We start from the raw sequence: 538 nt of genomic DNA on the forward strand, positions 1-538 counted from the left end.
TTAGAGCGTAATTTTCAAGCGGAAAAACCAAATGAAAAATGGGTTACGGATATCACAGAGTTTAAAATACTTGGAGAAAAGTTATATATGTCACCCATGTTAGATTTATTTAATGGAGAAATTATAACGTATACCATCTCTTCCAAACCAACCTATTCCCTGGTTTCCAACATGTTAAATCAAGCTTTGGAACGTTTAACAGAGGCCGATAGGCCCCTTATCCATTCTGATCAAGGTTGGCATTATCAAATGGAGAAATACCGTTGTTCCCTTACAAAACATGGCATTACACAAAGCATGTCACGGAAAGGGAATTGTTACGACAACGCAGTGATTGAGAATTTCTTTGGCATCATGAAATCTGAACTTCTTTATCTACAAGAATTTGAAAGTGTAGAACATTTTAAAAAAGAGTTGGCTAAGTATGTAGAATATTATAATCACAAACGAATTAAGGCAAAATTAAAAGGTATGAGTCCGGTGCAATACCGAACACATACCAAAGGGGCTGCCTAATAAAATAATATGTCTAACTTTT

General features: G+C 34.9%; 1 protein-coding gene. It reads left to right on the forward strand.

The window, feature by feature from the left end; translation table 11 throughout:
* Positions 1–516 (forward strand): IS3 family transposase (locus HRG09_RS28380; protein WP_174104108.1); only part of this gene is annotated, 516 nt, incomplete at its 5' end.
* Positions 517–538 lie beyond the last annotated feature (22 nt).

Origin of the sequence: Bacillus sp. Xin1, from assembly GCF_013314535.1 — a bacterium.
In the GTDB taxonomy this organism is placed as follows: Bacteria; Bacillota; Bacilli; order Bacillales; family Bacillaceae_G; genus Bacillus_A.